This window comes from Paenibacillus sp. 01T424 (assembly GCF_056398745.1).
Genome location: NZ_JBFTPZ010000081.1, coordinates 1 through 15,824, shown reverse-complemented (window position 1 = coordinate 15,824; position 15,824 = coordinate 1). Strand labels below are relative to the sequence as shown.

Genomic DNA, 15,824 nt, shown 5'->3' with positions numbered 1-15,824 from the left:
CATGTAAGCGGATTGCCTCCACTTTCGTTGTATCTTCATAATGCTTAAACTTTTGCCCTTTAACCGCCACAAAAATACACCCCCTAGAATTTCATCGGAATAACCTAGGGGTTTTTCCAATGTCTATTCTAAGGGGTGCACTTCACTATGGACTTGAGGTTTCTTTATTTAAATCAAAGCTATAGCAAGAAGCGTAAACAATGACAAAGTCAGTAGACCTGCCCCAAAACCATAACCATATCCATTGCCGTACCCATTACCATAATATGCTGATGTTCTTACTCTGTCCGATGTCCGTAAATATATATTGTTTCTATCAACATTTACGATAACGCCTTCGTGGCAACGGCCATCACGAGTCCGAACACGCACTCTACAGTTCATATTATTTCTGCCGAAACGATACATTTCCTCCATTAAAGCTCACCTCCCACTATCATGCTCCTTTTAATCTATGATTAGTAGAGGCTTCATGATTGTGCTCTTGTTACAAGAGTTGCGAGGAATCTTGCTTAGAGTCCAAATGACTGCTTCAATTAATTTTTTGTCCCCTTATATTTCCCCGTATTCATTAGATTGACATTTACTTGAATGTTCTTGATAGAATCATTTTTCAAGAAAAAATCATCGGTGCTGGACAAGCGCCGAAACTCCGCGGGTGATGACTGATAAAGCGATTGTCTGAGATGAAACGGATCGATTTGGGACTTTAACGCTTTACTATAGGTGTTCATGATTTCCTTGCGGATGGCATCAGCAGCACATTCCTTCAAATGGTTAATGGTTACGTCTTGCATTAGCTCAATGACAATGCCCTTTGCCTCAACTTCAAGATTATAGCGAGTTTCTCCCTTTTCCGTTTCGGGTCTAATTTTCATTCTAGGAGATGAAAATTCAATAACGGCAGCCGGTGAGCCGTGGGCATTAACTTGAAGCGGTATACGTTTCAGTCCCTCTTCCGCCCATCTAATCCCTAGCAGATCCCGTCCTGACATCCATCCTATCATCTTGTTTTTCTTGAAAAAATAACCACCTGATAGGCTGAACATCGGCTTTGGTTGTTCGTCTTCCGACCAATCTTTAGAATCAAGGTCAAGTGATGGAATCATTGCCGGCTCTCCAGGTTCATTTAAATCCGCAATAACGCGATTTACAGTAACAGGAAGGATTACGGAAACGATTGAATGCATTTGACTAGCCGTAAACATGATCGTTTCCAGTGGGGATAAATTCAAAATCGATTTCTGAATAAATATTTCTGGCAAGCTCCTCTTTGTTCCATAGATCAGAATATTGTACCTTACTTCCCTGTAACGATTAATCGCGCTAAACACATCAGTGACACCCTTCTTGAGCACCGCTTCTGTCATAACAACAGCTTTAACATGACCCCAAAACACCTGCAGCTGGGATGTTCTGCTAATGTCAGTTAATGCTAATGCCATGGTTTTCCCTTCCCCTTTGCCTACCCATACGGGGACAGCTTTACCAAGACTAACTTGTTCACTATGCGAGATATTTGAGAAATTGAGTATTTGTGTGTAGGCAATCCATTTCCCGTCCTTAAAGTCGACGCCAATAGCCGTCGCATATGCCATATTTTGAATTTCCGGCATACTCGTGCAACCGCTTAGAATCATAATACTGCACAGAAGCACGCTTATTGCCCGGAAAATATACATGTCTAATCCTCCTTCTTCTTATCGGGATCTTTCGTTTGCAGCGCGGTAGGTCGTTTGTTGATTTTATCCCACGGCAATCTCAAGAAAGAAATAAGCAGCTCCCTGACGGATAGCGGAGATAAAGGCGCCAAATAGCTTACGCCAAATGATTTTATAGTACCCATGTAACCAATGAGCAGTACCATACCTAAGATCACGCCATACATGCCGAGAATTGCGGATAGTGTAAAAAAGAACAGCCTCAAAATACTAACCTGCGTGCTTAACGTCTGATTCACTAGAGTTACCCCCGAAACGGCGGTAATCGCACCAACTACAACAACTGACGGCGAAACCAAACCCGCTCGAATGGCTGCATCTCCAATGATCAACCCCCCAATTGACGTCAGTGTCTGACCGATTGCGTTAGGAAGCCTTACTCCCGCTTCCCTAAATATTTCTAGCAGCATGAGCAGCAAAAACATTTCCATATGCGAAGAAAGCGGCAGCCCCAGCCTAGTCACGGAAATGGTAGCCATCATTTGAAATGGAATTTGGTCTTGATGAAACGACACTAACGCAACCCAAATGGCTGGCAAAAAGATAGACAGGAATAAGCTGATTCCTCTTATTATTCTTGAGAATGAAACATACGCATAGTTGAAATGGGCATCCTCTGGAGATTTTAAAATAAGTGATAGACCCGCAGGCGCAATTAACACCATCGGCAGCCCATCGATAATGAGTACTACACGGCCCGAAAGCAAGCTTTGGACGGCATAATCGGGTCTTCCGGTAAAATCCATAATCGGCAATAGCTTGAATTTGAAATCAGACAACAATTCCTCTAGCTGGCTAATGCTGATTAAACCGTCAATATCAATCTTGTCCAATCGCGTGCGTAAATCCTCCAAAATCTTAGGATTAATGATGTCATAAAAGTAAAGAATCCCTATCCGCGTCTTTGTTCTTCGTCCTATTGTCAAATTATCTACATGGAGAGAAGGGCTTCGAAGCCGTTTACGGATTAAGGCAATATTTACAGTAATATCTTCAACGAACCCATCCCTTGGTCCCTTAACCGAAATTTCTGTACTGGATTCGTATGGCTGTCTTGTTGGCTTATCTGCTATGCTTACAAAAGCCACTTTATTATCTTCAGTGAATATGAGCAGCAGATCCCCTTGAAATATAGCCTCCGATAGCGCGTCCTCGGTCGCTTCTGTAAATTCCGTAATCGACAACACATTCGACAACCGCACAATTGGATCCTTGAATGAGCCCTGTTCTTTAAAGAGTCGATTAAGCTCTGGTAAAATAAACTTACCAATGTCGGCTGAATGGCTCAGTCCTTCTGCAAAAGCAATCACGACTTCAACGCTTTCTTGTTCTCCAAAGTGGCAAGCTTGGATTTTGACATCTGATGAACCCTCAAAGAGAGCCCTTAAGCTTTCCTCATTCCAGATCTCTGAATTTGACTGTGCTTGTCCATTCATGTTTTTCCCTCCTTTGAGGCAGATCCTAAGAACAGGGCGGCAATCATCCATAAAAATGAAAAGGACAACAATACCGCCAGCGAGATTGGCATGTAATAACGATCCATCCATAAATAAAAGGTATATTCGTTTACTCGAAACAGTGACAGAAGGATATAACTCACCATAATGATAGCTATTGCCCAGTGTCGACTGCGTGCTTGACGAAGAGAAAGCAATTCAACGAATAAATACACCGATAAGCTTATGCGAACAATCGCGCCAGACAGCCATTGAAAGATGGATAAAAAGTCTAGATGCTCAACAAATTGCCCAATTTTCACGAGCCTCCACTGCTCGTATGGCGAAGTCATTTGATGGGATGCTTCTATGGGACCAAACTCTGTAATCGCACCAACGATAGGCCCCAGTGAAATGACGATGGAAAATACGCCATATAAAAGCAGCTGCCAAGCTCGAACTTTCGTCTTCAAATGATGCTGCAGCACGATAAGCGCCATCAACTCCACAAAACCTGCGCCGGAATAAACCATTCCGTTCCAAACCGGGCCCCATCCATGCTCAAGTACAGGCTTTAATAACGAAAAATCTTTCATTGGAGAATTAAATGAACCGACAAAAATGCCTAACAAAGCAACAAGCGGAAGCAACACGCCTGCAACGATCGCAATGACCTTTAATCCCCACATAGACATGGCTGTACAAAATAATACCAATGAGACAACGAGCAGCATCTTAGGAGTAGAGGGCAAATAATTTGTAACATGCCATGTAGCCGTATGGATGACGGTCATACCGCCAATGAGATACATCTGAATGCAAACGGGAAGGATAAGGAGCCAAGAAACAAAAGGGGAACTCCTGCGGGATAGCCACTTTTTCCACTCTTGCTGACCTGATCGGTTCATTATCCAGACCAATAGCAAAATCCAAATAAGAAAAAACACACCTGTCATCAGTACAGTAATCCACGAATCACGTTTGGACGCAGACAAAATCATCGGATTTACGATAACGTGGCTGGTAAGGCCATTCATTAATGAAAACATCATAAATATTTGCACAAAGCTGATTTTATTACCCGAACCGCTCAAATGAAATCACATCCATATCTATACAATCCGTAAATCCTCACTCTATTTTGGTACTAATTTCAATTTAATATTCCAAAAGAAGCAAGTTGCTCGGATTCAATTTAAATTATGCTTAGATCAGCCTAATAAAAAAATGGCAGCCTTGGACGAAAAAAGTCATAGGCTGCCATTTATATGTAACAATATGTAATCGAATATAAGCGGGTTTTCCAACTTAGCATCTACTCTAAACATTTTCTTGTTAATTCATAAAAGTCGTGAATTTGATCAATTTGATCTTTCTTTTCGTTAGTCTTGTTTAACCATAGTGAATGCATGCCATATTTCCTTGGTGCCACGTAATCATTCTCATAATCATCACCAATGAATAGGATCTCATGCTCCTGACAACCAGATTTATCAATTGCGTATTTATAAATTCTTGGGTCAGGTTTTCTCCATCCAAATCCAATGGAAGTCACAATGAAATCAAAACTATGGATCAAATTATTTATATCCAGCAGCTCTTCTATGCCATCCCTAATCATGAAATTAGACACGATTGCCAAATGATATTTTTCTTTAAGTTGTGCAACCGCCTGCTTAGTTTCTTCCTTAATAAAACATTTAGACTTATAGGTATCCCAGTAATTTTCGTATAAACGATCTATAACTGCTTGTCTATTTTGTTTAATAGAGGTTGTGTTGTTAACGATAAACTCAATTCTTTGTTTCATTTCATATTCTTGATGTGTCTTATAACTATCACTTAATGTTTTTTTGGCAAGCTTATATTTTTCATAATACTCATCAAAATTTACCCAATACTGTTCAACACCAGAATTCGCATAAGACCAGTAAGCATAATCACTTGCATTTGGGAGCTCAATTAAATCAACTATGGTTTCCATACAATCAAAAATAATATACTTAATCATTTTCATCCTATCTCCCTAGCGTAACCCATGCTTAAATAAACATAGTTTAATTATCTCACACTGTAGTTGTGTTCCATAATCTCTCCATTCCTATTAACATTTCACCCTCGAATTCCAATCTATAGATATCCGGCTTTGAGGTCTTTAATAAAAAGTCCAAATCGTACTGACGATCAAAATACCCCATCATCAAAGTCATAACAGCTCCATGTGTTCCTATAACAATCTTCTGTCCTTTATATTCGTTTAACATTTTATTGAGAATTGTGATGGACCGATCCTGACAAGCCTTAATAGATTCCCCTCCTGGCGACAAAAACTCCGGGTCAGAGAACATCTTCTTAACCAATGGATACAATTCCAAATCGGGCATGATTTCATCATCTTTTAAAAAGTTTACTTCTTTAAGATCCTCAAAAACCAATACTTCTTTGCCAGAAAACTGCGCTAGTTCCTCTATCGTCAATATCGCCCTTCTGTATGGGCTTGAAATATAATTGTCTATTCCCTCTTCTTTCAATATTTCAGTTATGATACGGGCATCTGAAATCCCTTTTTCAGTTAGCCCACGCGTTCTCTCCTTCCCTTCTCCTTTAGGTGAATCTCCATGCCTGACCATGTAAATAAACGTTTTCATATCTAACTCCTTCCGCTAATTCAATAAGAAACCTTGAATGGAAACAAATAAAGTAAATAAAAAAACAATAATGCTCATATACCCCAAAAACTTTTTCTGTCTTTTTGAAATTCAGCTAGTCCTGTTACTAACATAAATATGGCTAGAAATAACATCAAATATGGCATCATTTCAAAGTTTTTAGTCGTTAGACTATAACAGGAAAGACCGAAAACAATTATCGCTAAAATAATTCTACTTTCTTTCACAACATATCTCCCCTTTCCCCCTAAAAACTATCTTTGTCTATTAAGATTCACAAATACCTTATATTTACATGATATCATAATTACGGATTCTCTATTTCCCCCTCCTACCCTTAACTTACTAACAAACCCATCAATGTTATTCGCCGGCTAATTCCATTAATCTATTACGTACCTGTCACCTCTGCTATTCGGTTGAAATATAACCAAAAATTCAATTTCTTCGTTGGATTTATTAAACATTTGATGGGGGATTTGAGGTGGAACCTCGATTCCTTCATGTTGATTTAAAAACACCTCTTGATCACCAATTTCCATAGCAGCTGTTCCTGATAAGATAAAGAAAAATTGTTTAGCATCTTGATGATAATGCTTTACTTCCGCAGTATTTGCTGGCATTCTTTCGTGAATAACGCTTAATTCCTTATTTTTAACTAAATGCCAACCATCACAGTTGTCTCCCCAAATATAATGTTCAGCAGATTGTTTACTTATTTTCATTTCAATTGCTCCTAACCTCTAATGATTTTGTTGTAAAATGTGCCATTAAAATTGTCCATCATTTCTGGTTGAATTATTATACAAACAAAAGAATAATAATTCAAATTTCCCGCACGATCTAGTCTAAAGTCGAGGCAACAAACTCGACTGCGGTGCGAATTGATTTTTTACTATATCTGGTAAGGTTAAAAAATGTTATAAATACTCGGCCTGAGAAAAGGCGGAAGGTGGCGTCATGATGGAGAAGAAAAGGAAGAAGGGTCGGGTTTGGAAAATCATTGGACTTATTTTGGGAGCACTCATAATTGCTTTCGCAACGATTACTTTCATTCAGGTTGACTTCTCTAACCCTAAGGATCTTGAGAAATTCGTCCAGGTCAAAATGAAGAAATCAGGCATGACAGGCGTATCCATCGCAATAATCAAAGACAATCAAATTGATCGCATTATTAATTACGGAGACGCTGACAGGGAAAAAGATATACCGATCACAAATGACACGGTATTTCAGATTGCCTCCGTTTCCAAAACAGTGACTGCCACGGCCGTCATGCAGCTTGTTGAGAAAGGAACCATTAAGCTGGATGATGACATAAATACATTTTTGCCGATAAGTATTGTTCATCCTAAATTTCCAGACACTCCTATTACATTCCGCATGCTGTTAAATCATACTTCAGGAATTGATAACAATTGGAAGCTGTACGACAGCCTCTACACTTCGAACAGTGGTGGTGGCGACTCAACGGTTACACTCGCGCAGTTCATGAAGGATTTTCTCGTTCCGGGAGGAAAATGGTACGACGAAGAAAAAAACTTTACGAAAGATAAACCTGGTTCGGCGTTCAACTACAGCAATGTCGGATATGGTTTACTCGGCTATTTAGTCGAAGAGATTACCAAAACACCTTTTCCCGAATATACGCAGCAGCATATCTTTGACCCGGTAGGCATGAAGCATACCAAATGGCTGCATAAAGATTTATTAAGCAATGACGTACTTGCCGTGCAATATGATGCAAAACATAAACCGCTAGTGCCCTATTCCTTCCCAACTTATCCAGATGGTACGTTGAAGACGACGACCACCGAATTTGCTAAGTTCTATCTTGCCATCATGAACGGCGGGCAGGCCGAGAACGGAACCATCCTATCGCAGGCCACACTTGATAAGATGTTCAAACCGCAGTCGGATAATGGCAATCAGGCACTCGGATGGAGCTATTCAGCGCTGGATAGTCTTTACTTGAAAGGTGTCAGCAAGGGCAAGGTTATCGGACACAACGGCTCTGATCCCGGAGTGCTCACGATAACGATGTTTAATCCAGACAACAAATCGGGTTTGATCCTCTTTTTTAACCATGAGCTGAACTTAAGTTTAAAATCGCTGAATCTTCATTCTATGGTCAAACGTCTGGTTAAAGAATCGGGTATGTAAGAACATAAGATTCTATTAATGTAGGAAAGGAGGAGCTGCGCTTGCATGCAGCTCCTCCCTTTTTAATAAGACGTTTATCCTTCACATATCTGAAGCCGATGGTTTCCAACCCGCTTCTTGCGACCAAATATGTGCTTTCTGAATGATATCCCAAACGATAGGCCCTTTGCCTTCTACATACTTGGAGCGTTCATCCTTATAAAGCTCAAACAATCGATGTTTCTCCCGGGCATATCTTAAACAGTCGTCAGGGTGCGCACACAAATAATCTCTAAACAATAAAGTTAATTGTTCTGAAAAACTACCTGACTGCCTTACATGAATATGCGTTCTTCGACTGCCCGGTATTTCTCGAAAATACTTTTTCGTTTTATCTGCGTTTTCTTCTCGATATATGAAGCCTATTTTCTCCATCTCACTCTTATGGTTTATGATCGTTTCAAAATCAATAACGGATAATTGAATATCAATAATGGGCTTCGCATCTAAACCAGCAATCGAAGTTGAGCCAACATGGTCAATACGAACGACCAAATCTCCCAAAGCATTTCTTATTTTTAGAGCGATATCATTAAATTGATTTTTCCATTCTGGATCATGTTTTGCAATTATCCATTGTTCCTCCATAATGAGCTCCTTATGTTGCTGTTCTCTAATAAAATCTTATCACTCAAAAGCATTTATGAATTCAATGGAACATGCTTGCCAGCGAGCTCCTTCAGTTTCTCTACGATCTGTTCTTCGCAATTGCCCGCGAGCGGAATCACTTCCGATGCATAAAGAGCCAGCTCATCATGATGGCCAATCATGACCGCATGCTTCGCGTTTTGAAACATCGAAATGTCGTTGGCATCGTTCCCAAATGCAATAAATTGTTTGGCTTCCACCCCTAATTTTTGCAGGGCACTCCATTTATGAATATGAGTTGGACTAATATCAATGACAGCTTCATTACGATGCCTGTGAATAACAACTTCTAGGCTTGCAAGCTTTTGCTCCAAAGCTTCCATATCATTCGCGGTAAGGATTAGTATTTTGACGATGGTCTCCAGCGACTCTACTGCAACAAGCTTAGCAAGTTTGGAGGCATCAACATTTTTTAATATCGGATGCTCTAAAGAACCGGTGTAGGCATAATCCCAATGGCTATCAATCAAATATGTCGCTTGATGCGCTTCAATATGCTTTAACATGTTAAGGCGTAAATCTTCATTAAAAGTTTCTATAGCGATCATGCTGCCATCCTTAGAAATAAGAGAACCATTTCCTCCTATAAGAGAAAAGTTGTGAAAACGTTGATGAAGAACAGGAAGCATATCTCGAATGGGACGAGCGGAAGCAAAAATAACTTCATGCCCTGCTTGAGTTAATTCCTCCAAACCACTTAAAATCTTTTCTGAAACAGGCTGTCCTTTAAAGCAGATGGTTCCATCTAAATCAAAAACAAAAATCATAAGTAATCCCCTACTTCCAAATGAATGTCATGTACTATTTGATTATAAATAGATATAATTAGATTCAATTAGTTTACTGCAAAAGCTTTGGAATTTCTAGACAATGTCTCTTATGAAGCCACCAAAGCAATAGACTGATTAAATGATCAAGCTTATAATAAGTGTTCATACGAACGCTTTATTAATTAGTTAAGGAAATGGGGAGAGCAAATGATACAAAAAGCAACGTTTGCCGGGGGCTGTTTCTGGTGTATGGTAAGTCCTTTTGAAGAACAGCCCGGCATACATGGCATTCTGTCCGGCTATATGGGCGGAACGCTAGAGAACCCTACTTATGAGCAAGTATTGACTGGTGAAACCGGTCATTTGGAAGTCGTACAAATCACTTATGATTCGGACATCTTCCCATATGAAAAATTGCTTGAGCTTTATTGGCCGCAAATTGACCCTACAGATGCTGTAGGACAAGGCAATGACCGCAAGAGCCAATACCGTGCTGCCATCTTTTATCACACAGAAGAACAGCGCCAACTTGCTCAATTATCCAAGGAAGAGCTTGGGAAGAGCGGCCGTTTTGACAAGCCGATTGTAATAGAGATTCAAGAAGCGGAAGTATTCTATCCAGCGGAAGAGTATCACCAGAACTATCACCGTAAAAATCCAAAGTTCTATAAGGAATCAAGAGTATATTCTGGCCGTGATGCTATTATCGAGAAATACTGGAAGTAGAAAATAGCTTTGTTTTATGAATGACTTGATTAAAAAAGGGACGCAACACTTTTACGTGTTTGCGCCCCTATTTGATATTAAACGTTCGAAAATAATTTCATACGCCGTTGGTTTTCCGTGACCATTATAATGTGTCGGTAAAACCTGTACTAATCTCCATCCTTCTTTTGCATATTCATCAATCGTTTCTCGATGTTTTGCCTCTGAGAAAAACCCGCCCAATGATGTTTCAACATACATATATTCGTACAAACCTATCGCCTCCTTGTATTATTAATAATCTAGCTCAGCCATTCCAAATTCGCTGTATCATCGGTAATTCACCTTCAAACTGCAAATGATAGACATCAGGATTAGACAAGGATGCCCATTCCTCAAAACCGAATTTGTGATCATAATGCTTAAGCAGCAAGGACATTAAGTTTCCGTGGGTAACGATAACCACATTGCCAAACCCGCTATTTCTCACATCGGTTATTACCGCTAAGGCACGATTCATCGCAGAAGTACTGGATTCGCCGCCTTCATAACATATCTCCAGATCTGTAAAAGTATGACGAAGCATTTCAAGCCAGTTAACATTGCTTTCGCCACATAAAACTCGTTCTGACAAGCGATCATCCACATGACAGTTTACCTGAATTTTTTCAGCTAATGGAGAAATAGATTGAATGGCCCTTAGGAACGGGCTCGAAATGATATGTTCGATATGTTTGCCCTGCAGAAATTCAGCTACCCGCTCCGCTTGCAGATAACCTTCTTCGGTAAGCTTAGCACTTGGCGATTGCCCTTCTGCCTTGCAGTGTCTGACTACGTAGATGTTCAAGAGTACCCCTCCGCATCTATAAATTGATTAGTTCTGTTTTTTCTATATTCCGAAGGAGTAATGCCCGCAATCGCTTTAAATGATGAAGAGAAATAATGCTGGTCGGCAAAATTCAGCTTTGTAGATATCTCGTTGATGTTTAGATTCGTGTTAAGCAAGTATTGCTTGGCGAGCTCTATTTTGCGATTGCGAAAATAAGTATAAGGCGTTATACCATAACATTCTCGGAATAATTTAATAATGTAGTTTTTCGAATATCCAAGCTGTAATGAAACATCGTTAATATCGATAGCATTCTCGATGTTTAAATCCAAACATTGTTTAATGCGCTCAGGAATAGAGAGCACTTTATTTTCCAAATGGTTTTTTAAATGCAATATGATTTTTAACACAATAACTGAAATCTCATCTGTAATATCAGAGTAGTTTTTTTGCTTGGCAGATGCAATATTAATAATTTCATTCATATAAGAAAGAATGTTGCAATCTTTCACAATATAGGTGTCTGCTGGCAAGTAATGCTTAAATAAACTTTCTGCAAAATCCCCATTAAAAACGACCCATATTTTAACCCACGGATTTTCCTCGCTGGCATAATACTTATGATAACTATTTTTAGTTAAGAGATATACATCATTTTTCTGAGGATACAGCGTTTGGGATTCTATCTCGAGCACACCGCTTCCATCCATAATATACTCAAATGAAAATAAATTTTCACCTTTTCTCTCGATGATATAATTCTTGTCGCAATAAGAAATTCCTGCCATTACGATGTTCAATGGAAGTTTAGGATCTAGCAGATGCCAAAAGCTATAAACAGTTTCTTTCATTGTGATATTCCTCACATCTATTGTGATAACTTCTATTATCAGACCGTAATTTGTATGATAAATTGTATATTACAGCAACAGATAACATTATTCAATCGTTTTGCATTTCATTCATTTTCATCTAACTTAGGAGGAATTACTATGATTATGCGAGCACCAGCTGTCCCACTTATAACTGTAGATCCTTATTTTTCTGTTTGGTCTATGGCTAACGAACTGAACGAAGCTGATACCAAACATTGGACGGGCCAACCTCATAAATTAGTCGGTGCCGCTGTGGTTAACGGAAAAGAATATTGTTTTATGGGCGGCAATGATAATGGTATAAAAATGAAACAAACAGGTGTAGATATTAATGCATTATCCAGCAAATATCGTTTTACTTCTGATGAAATCCATTTACTCGTTACGTTTACTACCCCTCTTTTAATGGATGATTTAAAGCTTATGTCTAGACCCGTGTCTTATATTCATGTACAAGCCGAATCTAACAATGGCGAAGCACATGATGTGACTATAAAAATAAATGTCGATGATGAGTTATGTCAAAACTTTAAATATGAATTCCCAGTCGATTACAAAGATATTAGCGAGCCAGGTTTTACATGCGGCAAGATTGGAAGCAAATTTCAAAATGTTTTAAATAAAGCTGGTGATGATCTTAGAATTAACTGGGGTTATTTATACCTCGCTTCTAATCATGAAAAGGCTTCTGTCATCGATGTAGCCAATACACATGAATACGGTACGGTAAGCCATAACATTGAGCTGTCTATCCCTGTAAATACAGGTGAAAACGCAAATGCGCTTTTTGCTGTTGCATATGATGATATCAAAGCGATTGAATATTTTAATGAGCCGCTTAATGCTTATTGGAAAAAAGACGGTGAAACCATCGAAGATGCCTTGAAGCAGGCTTTATCTGAGTACGACAACCTATTTGAAAAGTGTGAACAGTTCTCATCCACTCTATTTGCAGAAGCTGCAGAATCAGGCAACGAGAAGTACGCGGAACTAGTATCCTTAGCCTACAGACAAGCAATTGCAGGTCATAAGGTTTGTGCGGATACCGATGGAAACGTTCTCTTTATATCCAAAGAAAATTTCAGCAATGGCTGTGCAGCTACGGTAGACGTTACGTATCCATCCATACCGCAATTTTTGATTTACAACCCAGAGCTCGTTAAAGGGATGCTGCGCCCTATTTTTAAATACGCTGCTACTGATATTTGGTATTATGATTTTGCACCACACGATGCGGGAACCTATCCACTCGTTAACGGCCAAGTCTATAGTCACGGCACATGCCCTACTTGGCAAATGCCCGTTGAAGAATGTGGAAATATGCTGATTTGCACAGCTGCTGTTGCGGTCACGGAGAATGATGTATCTTTTGCCAAAGAGAACTGGGACCATCTTGAGAAATGGTGCAATTATTTAATTAACAATGGTGTAGATCCTGACAACCAGCTGTGTACGGATGATTTTGCAGGGCATCTCGCGCATAACTGTAACTTATCGATTAAGGCTATTATGGGTATCGCAAGCTTTGCGATTCTAAACCGTATGGCTGGAGACGAGAAAAAGTCAGAGGAATTAATGAATGTTGCAAAAGGAATGATAGATAACTGGCTCGTCATGGCTGCTAATGAAGACGGAACCTATCGTTTAGCATTTGACCGTCCTGATTCCTTTAGCATGAAATACAATGCGGTATGGGATCAATTATTCGGTCTCGAATTGTTCCCTAAAGATACATTTAAAGCTGAGACTAAAGCCTATCTGGAGAGACATTCAGGTGAGTTTGGCCTCATGCTTGATAATCGTGACACCTACACCAAATCGGATTGGATCGTTTGGAGTGCGACACTCTGCGACAATAAGGAAGATTTCAATTCCATTGTAGACCGCCTCTGGCATGCGTATGATAAAACCGAGAGCCGTGTTCCAATGAGCGACTGGTATTCAACAAGCACTGCAAAGATGGTAGGCTTCCAAAACCGTACCGTTCAAGGCGGATTATTTATTAAAATGCTTATGGATAAAGAGATTTGTAAAATCAAGTAGATCGTATAATTAAAGGCGACCCTTAGCGGTCGCCTTTCCCATTTCATCCATTTGCATTAATTTAATATCTGATTGTTTATATGATGTTCCATATGCACTAGATAGTCGCGAATAAGCCATTCTAATGTCATAAGTTGATGATATCAACATCACATAAATACGTTAAGGATTCTTCCGGCAGATTATTAATAACTCTTATTAAAGTAATCAACTCTGAACGTTAGCGAAAAATTTCCTCACTTAAAGAAAAATCAACTGCACACTCCGCATGAATTCTTGCTGTATCATATAATGGGACAGTGCAATTTTCTTGCGATACGAGCAGTGTTATTTCTGTACACCCAAGAATGATAGCTTCTGCTCCCTGCTCACTAAGACGATTAATGATCTTTAAATATGATTCTCTGGATTGTTCGTTTATGATTCCAAGGCAAAGCTCTTCATAGACGATGTCGTGTATAATCTTTCGTTCTGACTCATTAGGAATAATGACATCAAGCCCAAACTTTTCACTTAGTCTTCCCTTGTAAAATTGCTGTTCCATTGTAAAAGCCGTACCAAGCAAAGCAACCTTCTTTATTCCATCTTTAATTATTTCATTTGCTGTTGCATCTGCGATATGAAGCAGTGGGATGGATACCGCATCCTCTACTTCTTTGGCCATTTTGTGCATCGTATTCGTACATATTATAATGAACTCTGCTCCGGCTAATTCTAGTTTTTGTGCACAATCAATCATGATCTCAGTTGCTTCGTCCCACTTCCCCTGTTCCTGGAGAGTCTTAATTTCTTCGAAATCTACTGAATACATGATACTTTTTGCAGAATGAAGTTTCCCTAACTTTTCTTTTATCTTTTGATTAATGGTTTGGTAATAGAGCACAGATGACTCCCAGCTCATGCCGCCTATCAGACCAATTGTCTTCACGGTGAAGCACCTCCAATGAATGTTATTCTGTTAGCAATTATCTTCAACTATAATCTTCTATCATAAAAATTTTTCCGTCTACCAGCCCAAATATTGATTTCCCTTTTAACTGTATTTTGTCTCCTGCGCCTAATCCGTTAGGCAAATCAACAGCAAGTGTTCCTTCATAATCAATCTGCACTTCTACTTTGTCCTCTACAGCATGATAGCTCATGATTGTCTGACAGCGGCTAGAGAACATCTTTGAGGATTTTTCCGCCAATTGTATAAACTCTTGTATACCTCTGGTTTCAGTGTTAATTTCGCCATTGGAAACATTCCTGAATATAATATCGTTATGCAAAAACTTAACCATTCCCGCTACATCTAATGAATTATAAGCAGCAACATAATTATTAATGATTGCTTTATCCTCTTCACTAACCATGATCACTGTCACCTCACCTTTTGAAAAGTGGCTCTTCTATACATATTCATTTTCTAAAATGGAATATTGATAGGAATCATGCCATTTCTCGTTATGGCGCATATGCTCTCTAATATGTCCTTCATATTTCATCCCTATTTTTTGCAGCACTTTAGCCGAACCAATGTTATCTGGGCGACAGGTTGCAAATATGCGATGAAGACTGAGCTCACGGAATCCAAATTCAAGCAAGGCAGCCGCAGCCTCTGATGCGAAGCCGCTTCCCCAATAGTTATGATTAAAGCAATAACCAAGCTCTCCTTGTGAAGGCTTGATGATGTGAATTCCACAACCACCGATCAACTGATTGTTCTCTTTCATGACCACTGCGAGTTCATAACCAAGTCGAGGCTGTTGCTTTTGCATATCGGCTATCATATTCATATAGCTTTGTGTATCCTCTTTCGAGTTTGGTCCCCATAACATGTACTTCACTACGATCGGATTCGATGCATACACATGTATATCTTCGAAATCATTGGTCACAAAATCTCTTAAAATTAACCGTTCCGTCTCAATGATCACAATCAGC

Annotated in this window: 20 protein-coding genes; 3 read left to right on the top strand and 17 right to left on the bottom strand. The window is 39.4% G+C overall.

Annotated features, from left to right (window positions below; translation table 11 throughout):
• Window positions 1-168 precede the first annotated feature (168 nt).
• The 9 genes from AC1DPK_RS33395 to AC1DPK_RS33355 all read right to left on the bottom strand — a co-directional run bounded on the left by AC1DPK_RS33395 (window position 169) and on the right by AC1DPK_RS33355 (window position 6,551).
• Complete coding sequence (locus AC1DPK_RS33395) at window positions 169-417, bottom strand: hypothetical protein (protein WP_477512953.1); 249 nt, start codon at window positions 415-417, stop codon at window positions 169-171.
• Between the two features lie 119 nt (window positions 418-536).
• Window positions 537-1,682, bottom strand: coding sequence for a Ger(x)C family spore germination protein (locus AC1DPK_RS33390; protein WP_477512952.1), 1,146 nt, complete (start codon window positions 1,680-1,682; stop codon window positions 537-539).
• 2 nt (window positions 1,683-1,684) lie between these two features.
• Window positions 1,685-3,157, bottom strand: a complete 1,473-nt coding sequence (locus AC1DPK_RS33385) for a spore germination protein (RefSeq protein ID WP_477512951.1) — start codon at window positions 3,155-3,157, stop codon at window positions 1,685-1,687.
• Entirely contained in the window at window positions 3,154-4,251 is a 1,098-nt protein-coding gene (locus AC1DPK_RS33380; RefSeq protein ID WP_477512950.1) for a GerAB/ArcD/ProY family transporter, read from the bottom strand. The genes AC1DPK_RS33385 and AC1DPK_RS33380 overlap by 4 nt, the downstream gene beginning before the upstream one ends.
• Before the next feature lie 221 nt (window positions 4,252-4,472).
• Window positions 4,473-5,168 carry an HAD family hydrolase gene (locus AC1DPK_RS33375; RefSeq protein ID WP_477512949.1) on the bottom strand — a complete coding sequence of 232 codons (696 nt, stop codon included), beginning with the start codon at window positions 5,166-5,168 and terminating at the stop codon, window positions 4,473-4,475.
• A 55-nt stretch (window positions 5,169-5,223) separates the two neighbouring features.
• Complete coding sequence (locus AC1DPK_RS33370) at window positions 5,224-5,805, bottom strand: histidine phosphatase family protein (RefSeq protein ID WP_477512948.1); 582 nt, start codon at window positions 5,803-5,805, stop codon at window positions 5,224-5,226.
• A gap of 15 nt (window positions 5,806-5,820) precedes the next feature.
• Window positions 5,821-5,883, bottom strand: coding sequence for a hypothetical protein (locus AC1DPK_RS33365; protein ID WP_477512954.1), 63 nt, complete (start codon window positions 5,881-5,883; stop codon window positions 5,821-5,823).
• Window positions 5,880-6,053: a hypothetical protein gene (locus AC1DPK_RS33360; RefSeq protein ID WP_477512947.1), complete on the bottom strand. Its 174-nt coding sequence runs from the start codon at window positions 6,051-6,053 to the stop codon at window positions 5,880-5,882. Before AC1DPK_RS33360 ends, AC1DPK_RS33365 begins: the two co-directional genes overlap by 4 nt.
• A gap of 156 nt (window positions 6,054-6,209) precedes the next feature.
• Complete coding sequence (locus AC1DPK_RS33355) at window positions 6,210-6,551, bottom strand: cupin domain-containing protein (protein WP_477512946.1); 342 nt, start codon at window positions 6,549-6,551, stop codon at window positions 6,210-6,212.
• A 235-nt stretch (window positions 6,552-6,786) separates the two neighbouring features.
• Between AC1DPK_RS33355 and AC1DPK_RS33350 the strand changes: the two genes are divergently transcribed.
• Window positions 6,787-7,989 (top strand): serine hydrolase domain-containing protein, encoded by a 1,203-nt coding sequence (locus AC1DPK_RS33350; RefSeq protein WP_477512945.1) that lies wholly within the window; start codon window positions 6,787-6,789, stop codon window positions 7,987-7,989.
• 81 nt (window positions 7,990-8,070) lie between these two features.
• Here the strand turns inward: AC1DPK_RS33350 and AC1DPK_RS33345 are convergent, their stop codons facing one another.
• Together AC1DPK_RS33345 and AC1DPK_RS33340 are read right to left on the bottom strand one after the other, a co-directional pair.
• Window positions 8,071-8,616 (bottom strand): GrpB family protein, encoded by a 546-nt coding sequence (locus AC1DPK_RS33345; protein WP_477512944.1) that lies wholly within the window; start codon window positions 8,614-8,616, stop codon window positions 8,071-8,073.
• 53 nt (window positions 8,617-8,669) lie between these two features.
• Window positions 8,670-9,443, bottom strand: a complete 774-nt coding sequence (locus AC1DPK_RS33340) for an HAD-IIB family hydrolase (protein WP_477512943.1) — start codon at window positions 9,441-9,443, stop codon at window positions 8,670-8,672.
• Window positions 9,444-9,656: 213 nt separating this feature from the next.
• On the opposite strand from AC1DPK_RS33340, the gene msrA reads away from it, so the two are divergent.
• A complete protein-coding gene (gene msrA, locus AC1DPK_RS33335) occupies window positions 9,657-10,172 on the top strand; it encodes a peptide-methionine (S)-S-oxide reductase MsrA (RefSeq protein WP_339209569.1) in 516 nt (171 codons plus the stop codon).
• A 51-nt stretch (window positions 10,173-10,223) separates the two neighbouring features.
• On the opposite strand, the gene AC1DPK_RS33330 is transcribed toward msrA, so the two are convergent.
• Genes AC1DPK_RS33330 through AC1DPK_RS33320 form a run of 3 tightly spaced genes read right to left on the bottom strand, consistent with a single transcriptional unit; the run spans window position 10,224 to window position 11,831 of the window.
• Entirely contained in the window at window positions 10,224-10,424 is a 201-nt protein-coding gene (locus AC1DPK_RS33330) for a DUF4177 domain-containing protein (protein ID WP_477512942.1), read from the bottom strand.
• A gap of 34 nt (window positions 10,425-10,458) precedes the next feature.
• Window positions 10,459-10,998, bottom strand: coding sequence for a histidine phosphatase family protein (locus AC1DPK_RS33325; protein ID WP_477512941.1), 540 nt, complete (start codon window positions 10,996-10,998; stop codon window positions 10,459-10,461).
• Window positions 10,995-11,831 carry an AraC family transcriptional regulator gene (locus AC1DPK_RS33320; RefSeq protein WP_441909947.1) on the bottom strand — a complete coding sequence of 279 codons (837 nt, stop codon included), beginning with the start codon at window positions 11,829-11,831 and terminating at the stop codon, window positions 10,995-10,997. The genes AC1DPK_RS33325 and AC1DPK_RS33320 overlap by 4 nt, the downstream gene beginning before the upstream one ends.
• A gap of 141 nt (window positions 11,832-11,972) precedes the next feature.
• Here AC1DPK_RS33320 and AC1DPK_RS33315 point away from each other — a divergent pair, with 141 nt between their 5' ends.
• Window positions 11,973-13,898 (top strand): glutaminase domain-containing protein, encoded by a 1,926-nt coding sequence (locus AC1DPK_RS33315; protein ID WP_477512940.1) that lies wholly within the window; start codon window positions 11,973-11,975, stop codon window positions 13,896-13,898.
• A 220-nt stretch (window positions 13,899-14,118) separates the two neighbouring features.
• Here AC1DPK_RS33315 and AC1DPK_RS33310 read toward each other — a convergent pair whose 3' ends face one another.
• The 3 genes from AC1DPK_RS33310 to AC1DPK_RS33300 form a co-directional block, all read right to left on the bottom strand.
• Entirely contained in the window at window positions 14,119-14,826 is a 708-nt protein-coding gene (locus AC1DPK_RS33310) for an aspartate/glutamate racemase family protein (protein WP_477512939.1), read from the bottom strand.
• 43 nt (window positions 14,827-14,869) lie between these two features.
• Window positions 14,870-15,253, bottom strand: coding sequence for a nuclear transport factor 2 family protein (locus AC1DPK_RS33305; RefSeq protein ID WP_477512938.1), 384 nt, complete (start codon window positions 15,251-15,253; stop codon window positions 14,870-14,872).
• A 36-nt stretch (window positions 15,254-15,289) separates the two neighbouring features.
• Window positions 15,290-15,824 (bottom strand): GNAT family N-acetyltransferase (locus AC1DPK_RS33300; protein WP_477512937.1); only part of this gene is annotated, 535 nt, incomplete at its 5' end.

Coding starts and splice junctions, on each gene's coding strand:
- AC1DPK_RS33385 (WP_477512951.1), bottom strand. CDS start 3,157: ATGAATGGACAAGCACAGTCAAATTCAGAGATCTGGAATGAGGAAAGC.
- AC1DPK_RS33340 (WP_477512943.1), bottom strand. CDS start 9,443: ATGATTTTTGTTTTTGATTTAGATGGAACCATCTGCTTTAAAGGACAG.
- AC1DPK_RS33350 (WP_477512945.1), top strand. CDS start 6,787: ATGATGGAGAAGAAAAGGAAGAAGGGTCGGGTTTGGAAAATCATTGGA.
- AC1DPK_RS33395 (WP_477512953.1), bottom strand. CDS start 417: ATGGAGGAAATGTATCGTTTCGGCAGAAATAATATGAACTGTAGAGTG.
- AC1DPK_RS33390 (WP_477512952.1), bottom strand. CDS start 1,682: ATGTATATTTTCCGGGCAATAAGCGTGCTTCTGTGCAGTATTATGATT.
- AC1DPK_RS33370 (WP_477512948.1), bottom strand. CDS start 5,805: ATGAAAACGTTTATTTACATGGTCAGGCATGGAGATTCACCTAAAGGA.
- AC1DPK_RS33345 (WP_477512944.1), bottom strand. CDS start 8,616: ATGGAGGAACAATGGATAATTGCAAAACATGATCCAGAATGGAAAAAT.
- AC1DPK_RS33315 (WP_477512940.1), top strand. CDS start 11,973: ATGATTATGCGAGCACCAGCTGTCCCACTTATAACTGTAGATCCTTAT.
- AC1DPK_RS33305 (WP_477512938.1), bottom strand. CDS start 15,253: ATGGTTAGTGAAGAGGATAAAGCAATCATTAATAATTATGTTGCTGCT.
- AC1DPK_RS33375 (WP_477512949.1), bottom strand. CDS start 5,168: ATGATTAAGTATATTATTTTTGATTGTATGGAAACCATAGTTGATTTA.
- AC1DPK_RS33320 (WP_441909947.1), bottom strand. CDS start 11,831: ATGAAAGAAACTGTTTATAGCTTTTGGCATCTGCTAGATCCTAAACTT.
- AC1DPK_RS33355 (WP_477512946.1), bottom strand. CDS start 6,551: ATGAAAATAAGTAAACAATCTGCTGAACATTATATTTGGGGAGACAAC.